The sequence below is a fragment of the Mycobacterium sp. DBP42 genome (assembly GCF_005924235.1).
In the GTDB taxonomy this organism is placed as follows: Bacteria; Actinomycetota; Actinomycetes; order Mycobacteriales; family Mycobacteriaceae; genus Mycobacterium; species Mycobacterium syngnathidarum.
The window spans coordinates 1-6153 of record NZ_VCMY01000079.1; the positions used below are offsets into that span (position 1 = coordinate 1).

Genomic DNA, 6153 nt, shown 5'->3' on the forward strand with positions numbered 1-6153 from the left:
CACCGGCACCGATCATTATCGGGCGCCGGGCACCGCGACCGAGGAGATCCTGGCCGGCATCTACGCCCAGGTCCTCGGCCTGGAACGGGTCGGCATCGACGACTCCTTCTTCGACCTCGGCGGCGACAGTATTCTCGCGATGCGGGTGGTCGCCGCAGTCAACACCGATTTGGATGCCGGGCTGGCGGTACGCACGTTGTTCGACGCGCCGACGGTCGCGCAGTTGGCACCGCATGTCGGCGAGGATTCGGACCGGCGTGCGCCTTTGACGGCGGGCGAGCGTCCTGCCCTGGTCCCGTTGTCCTTCGCACAGAACCGTATGTGGTTCCTCAACCGGTTCGAGGACGGAGCGGCGACGTACAACATGCCGATCGCGTTCCGGATCAACGGCGCCTTGGATGTCGACGCCCTGGAATCGGCTCTCGACGATGTGATCGACCGCCATGAATCGCTGCGCACGGTGTTCCCCGACATCGACGGAGTGCCCTCGCAAAAGGTACTGCCCGCACAGCCCGGGCTGTGGCGCCGCGGAGGCCCGGCCGTGGTGCCGGTGACGGACGACGATCTGGTCGGGGAGCTGATCTCCCTGGCGGGCTACACGTTCGACCTGGCCAATGAGATTCCGATCCGGGCCCAGATCTACGCCGTAGGCCCCGAGCAATATGTCCTCGGAATCGTTCTGCACCACATTGCCTTTGACGGATGGTCGATGGCACCTATGGCCCGCGACGTCGGCGCAGCCTATCGGTCGAGGGCCGTGGGCCAGGAGCCCGATTGGTCACCATTGCCCGTCCAGTACGCCGATTACACGTTGTGGCAACAGGATTGGTTGGGATCAGAATCCGATCCCGACAGTGTGCTCGCCAACCAGCTCGCATACTGGCGGCGGGAACTCGCAGAACTCCCCGAGGTCATTTCTCTTCCCTCGGATCGGCCACGCCCCCCGGTGCCCAGCTATCGCGGCGATGCCGTCGATCTGCGTATCGACCCCGAGGCCTGGGCTGGGCTCAAGGCCGTGGCCGCAGCCCACAACGCAACCGTGTCGATGGTTTTGCAGGCTGCGATGGCGGTGGCGCTGCACCGGGCCGGAGTCGGTGAGGACATCGCGTTGGGCACCCCGATCGCCGGGCGCATGGACCAGGCCCTCGATGAGCTGGTCGGGTTCTTCGTCAACACCTGGGTGCTCCGGGTGGACGTTGATCCTGCGTCGCGGTTCAGCGAGGTGTTGGAACGTGTCCGGCAGAAGGCGCTGGATGCCTACGCCAATCAGGACGTGCCGTTCGAACTTTTGGTCGAGCGGCTCAACCCGACCCGGTCCACATCGCACCATCCGCTGTTCCAGGTGGCCTTGGCTTTCCAGAACAATGTGCGCCCCGAGATCCAGCTCGACGAACTCGACGTCGAGCCGATGGCCGCCGACATTCGCACCGCCCGGTTCGACCTCGAATTCGATCTGCGAGAAGTGTCCAACGGGGACGCGAGTGCGCTGTTCGATCTGCACGCGGTGCCCGAAGAGGGCCGCGGTGCACTGATGGCGGCAGGCACCGTCGCCTACGCCACGGATCTGTATGACCGATCCAGTGTCGAGCGCTTGGTGGGTTGGTTCGGCCGTGTCGTCGAGGCTGTGGTGGCTGACTCGTCGGTGGTTGTCGGCGAGGTCGGTCTGCTCGATCCTGACGAGCAGGATCTGTTGCTGCACAAGTGGTCCGGTGCAGACGTAACTCGCCCGATGGGATTGGCCCCGGAGCTGTTGGCCGCCGCGGTCGCCGCGGATCCGGAGGCCGTCGCAGTCGTGGACGGGAGCCGCGAGCTGTCCTACCGGGAGCTTGATGAGGTATCCAACCGACTGGCACGGGCGCTGATCGAAGCCGGGGTGGGCCCTGAACGCGCCGTCGGTGTGGCGATGGGGCGCTGCGCGGACTTGGTGATCGCCTGGTGGGCGGTACTCAAGGCCGGCGGAGTGTACGTTCCGGTCGATCCGGCTCACCCCGCCGAGCGGGTGTCCACGGTATTGGACACCGCCGAGGCGGTTTGTGTGCTCACCTGCGGCACCGCTGCGGTCGAGGGGACCGGGAGCCGACTCGTGGTCCCGCTCGATGTGGTTGATCTGTCAGAACACAGCGCGGACCCGGTAGCGGATCCGGATCGACTGGCGCCCTTGAGTGTTGACGACGCGGCATATGTGATCTTCACATCGGGGTCCACCGGAACTCCGAAGGGTGTCGCGATCAGCCATGCCGGGGTGCTCGGTGTCGCGGCCGCACACCATGATCTGCTCGGGGTGGCTCCGAAGGTTCGGGTGCTGATGGTCGCCGCACCGACTTTCGATGCCTCGATCTTCGAGTGGTTATGGGCGGTGTCCTCCGGGGCGGCATTGGTGGTGGCCCCGCCGGATTCCTACGCCGGGGCCGCGCTGGCCGAGGTATTGGCGGGCGAGCGTGTCGATGCGGCATTGATCACCCCGACGGTGCTGGCCACCCTGGATCCGGCCGAGATCGACGGGCTGGACACCTTGGTCACCGGTGGCGAGGCATGCCCGGCCGAGTTGGTGGCCGCATGGGCCCCCGGACGGCGGATGTTCAACGCCTATGGACCGACCGAGGTGACCATCTGGGCCACCTGGAGTGCGCTGACAGCCGGACAACCGGTGCGCATCGGTGCCCCGGTTCCGGGAACGTGCGCGTTCGTGCTCGATTCGCGGCTGAACCCGACGCCGGTCGGAGTCGTGGGCGAGCTCTACCTAGCCGGTCCTGCGGTCGCTCGTGGTTATGTGGGACGCCCCGATCTGACTGCGGATCGCTTCGTGGCCAATCCCTTTGGAGGACCGGGGACGAGGCTGTATCGCACCGGTGACCTGGTGCGCTGGGCCGAATCAGGCAGCCTGGAATACCTCGGCCGTGCAGATGCCCAGATCAAGCTCCGTGGGCAGCGCCTGGAACTGGGTGAGATCGAGAACACCCTGTTGGCCTGCCCGCAGGTCACCCGCGCGGCCGCGGCCGTGCATCGGGGCAGCACCGGTGTCGATCATCTGGTTGGTTACATCGCCCTCGAGCAGACCAGCACCGCCGACTACGACGCCGACGTTGTCGATCAGTGGCAAGGCATCTACGACGAGCTCTACGACGCTGACCTTGACGTGGTCGAATTCGGTAACGATTTCCGCGGCTGGAACAGCAGCTACACGGACGATCCGATTCCCCTGCCCGAAATGGAGGAATGGCGCTCGGCCACTGTGGATCGGATCCTGTCCATGCGCCCGCAGCGAGTACTCGAGCTGGGCGTCGGATCAGGCCTGCTGCTGTCCCAGCTGGCTCCCGAATGCGTCGAGTATTGGGGCACAGACTTTTCCGCGCCGACTATCCAGAAGCTGCAGAAGGCGGTGGCCGGCCAGCCCTGGGGAGACCGGGTTCATCTGCTGACCCGACCGGCGCACATCACCGAGGCGTTGCCGCAGAACCAGTTCGACATGGTGGTGATCAACTCGGTGGTCCAGTACTTCCCGAGCGCTGGGTACCTGGCCGAGGTCGTCGACAAGGCAGTGGAATTGCTGGCTCCTGGCGGCACGCTGTTTATCGGCGACGTGCGCAATCACAGTCTGCAGGGTGCCTTCCAGACCGGTATCGCGTTGGCACGCAGCCGGAACGGTACCGATACTGACGAGATCCGCCAACGGGTACAGCGCGCGATGCTGGGCGAACATGAGTTGCTCCTCGCCCCAGAGTTCTTCACCACCTGGGCAGCCGACCATCCATCCGTGGGCGGCATCGACATTCAGGTCAAGCGTGGTGAGGCCGACAACGAGCTGAGCCGATACCGCTACGACGTCATCGTCCACAAGTCGCCCACGCAGGTGTGCTCACTGGCCAACGCCTCGACGTGGGTGTGGACGGACTGTGCGGGTCTGAGCGGGCTGCATGCCGAGTTGACGGCTCGGCAGCCGTCCACCGTACGGGTCACTTCCATTCCACGTGCCGGCGTGATCGCCGATGTGGTGACCGAACAAGCTTTGGGTGCAGGACTCCCACTCGCCGAGGCACTCGTCCACGCCGACTCCGCCGCACAGGATGTCGTCACTCCTGAAATGGTGTACCGGCTCGGCGAGGCAGCCGGCTACCACGTCGCAATTACGTGGGGCACCCAACCCGGAACCTTGGATGCCGTCTTCATCGCAACCTCCGGCGGTGATTTGCCGCCGGCGCTCACTGAGCTCTACCAGCCGGCGCCCGACGCCCGTCAGCGCGGCGGTTACGCCAACGACCCGCATACCAACTCAAAGGTCACGGCGGTCCGCCAGTGGTTGGCTGAACGGTTGCCCGAGTACATGGTTCCGAGCCAGATCGTGGTGCTCGACGAGTTCCCGTTGACTTCCTCGGGCAAGATCGACCGGAAAGCACTACCTGAGCCGACGTTCGTCGCAACCTCCTTCCGGGCTCCCCAGACCGATACGGAAAAGATTGTCGCCGAGGTGTTCACCGAGGTTCTCGGACTCGGCAGGGCAGGGCTTGATGACGATTTCTTCGTCCTCGGCGGCGATTCCCTGATCGCCATCCGGGTCAGCACACGTCTGCAGTCCGCTCTCGGCCGGGATGTGCCGGTTCGTTACCTGTTCGACGCGCCAACGGTCGGCGGGCTGGCCGACTATCTCGATCGGCATCAGGACGGTGTGGCGCGGCCACCGCTGACTGCGCGGCATCGTCCGGCGGCCATTCCGTTGTCGTATGCCCAGCAACGACTCTGGTTCTTGGAGCAGCTGCAAGGGCCCTCGCCGATCTACAACATGGCGGTGGCCTTGCGGCTCAGCGGGCACCTCGACGAGGCTGCCCTGGGTGCCGCGCTGGCGGACGTCGTGGGCCGGCAGGAAAGTCTCCGGACGGTGTTCACTTCAGTCGACGGGGTCCCCCAGCAGGTGGTTCTCGACACCGAACAGGCTGATCTGGGATGGCAGATCGTTGATGCCGCCGGGTGGTCGGCGGCCCGGCTCGACGAGGAGATCGGTGCAGCGGCCCGCCACAGTTTCGACCTCACGAGTGAAATCCCGATCAAAGCAACACTTTTCCGCATCAGCGAGAACGAGCACGTCCTGGCGGCGGTGGTTCACCATATCGCTGCCGATGGTTGGTCGGTCACCCCGCTCGTGGTGGATCTGGCGACTGCCTACGCCAGCCGGTGCGACGGGCAGGCCCCGGATTGGGAGCCCCTGCCGGTGCAGTATGCCGATTTCACGTTGTGGCAGCAGGAGTGGCTGGGCTCGGTATCCGACGCCGACAGCGTGATCGCCGGGCAGCTGAAGTACTGGGAGGACGAGCTGGCCGAACTGCCTGATCGGTTGGAGCTACCGACTGACCGGCCGTATCCGCCGGTGGCCGACTACCAGGGTTCCAGTGTGGTGGTGGATTGGCCTGCCGAATTGCAGCAACAGATCGCCCGGGTCGCCCGCGAGCACGGCGCGACGAGTTTCATGGTGGTCCAGGCAGCTCTGGCGGCGTTGATGGCTCAGCTGAGCGCGAGCACCGATGTGGCCGTGGGCATCGCGTCTGCCGGCCGCGGCGAGCCCGCACTCGACGAGTTGGTGGGTTTCTTCGTCAACACTTTGGTGCTGCGCGTGGACCTGGCCGGGGACCCCACTGTCGCAGACCTGTTGGGTCAGGTGCGGCAGCGTAGCTTGGCGGCGTTCGAGCATCAGGACGTGCCGTTCGAGGTGCTGGTGGATCGGCTCAATCCGACCCGCAGCCTCACCCATCACCCGCTCGTGCAGGTCATGCTGACCTGGCAGAACCTGCCATGGCAACACAGCGACCCTGCTGCCGCATTGGCACTGGGTGAGGTCCGCGTCACGCGACTGGAGGCCGAAACACAGACGGCCCGTATGGATCTGGTGTTCTCCTTGGCGGAACGCTTCAATGATGCCGGTGCGCCGGCAGGGATCGACGGATCGGTGGAGTTCCGCACGGACGTGTTCGACGCCGCCACGATCGAGACTTTGATCCAACGTTTGCGGCGGATGCTGGCGGTGATAACCGCCGATCCTGCTCAGCGGTTGTCGGCTGTAGATGTGTTGGATGCGGCTGATTGTGCTCGGTTGGATGAGGTTGGTCATCGGGCGGTGTTGATGCGGCCGGTGGTGGAGTCTTCGATTCCGGTGTTGTTCGGGGC

The 6153-nt window shown here is 65.3% G+C and carries 1 protein-coding gene; it reads left to right on the forward strand.

The features are described from left to right. The coding region (locus tag E0T84_RS31300; RefSeq protein ID WP_138746403.1) for a non-ribosomal peptide synthetase at positions 1-6153 on the forward strand (6153 nt) is incomplete at both ends.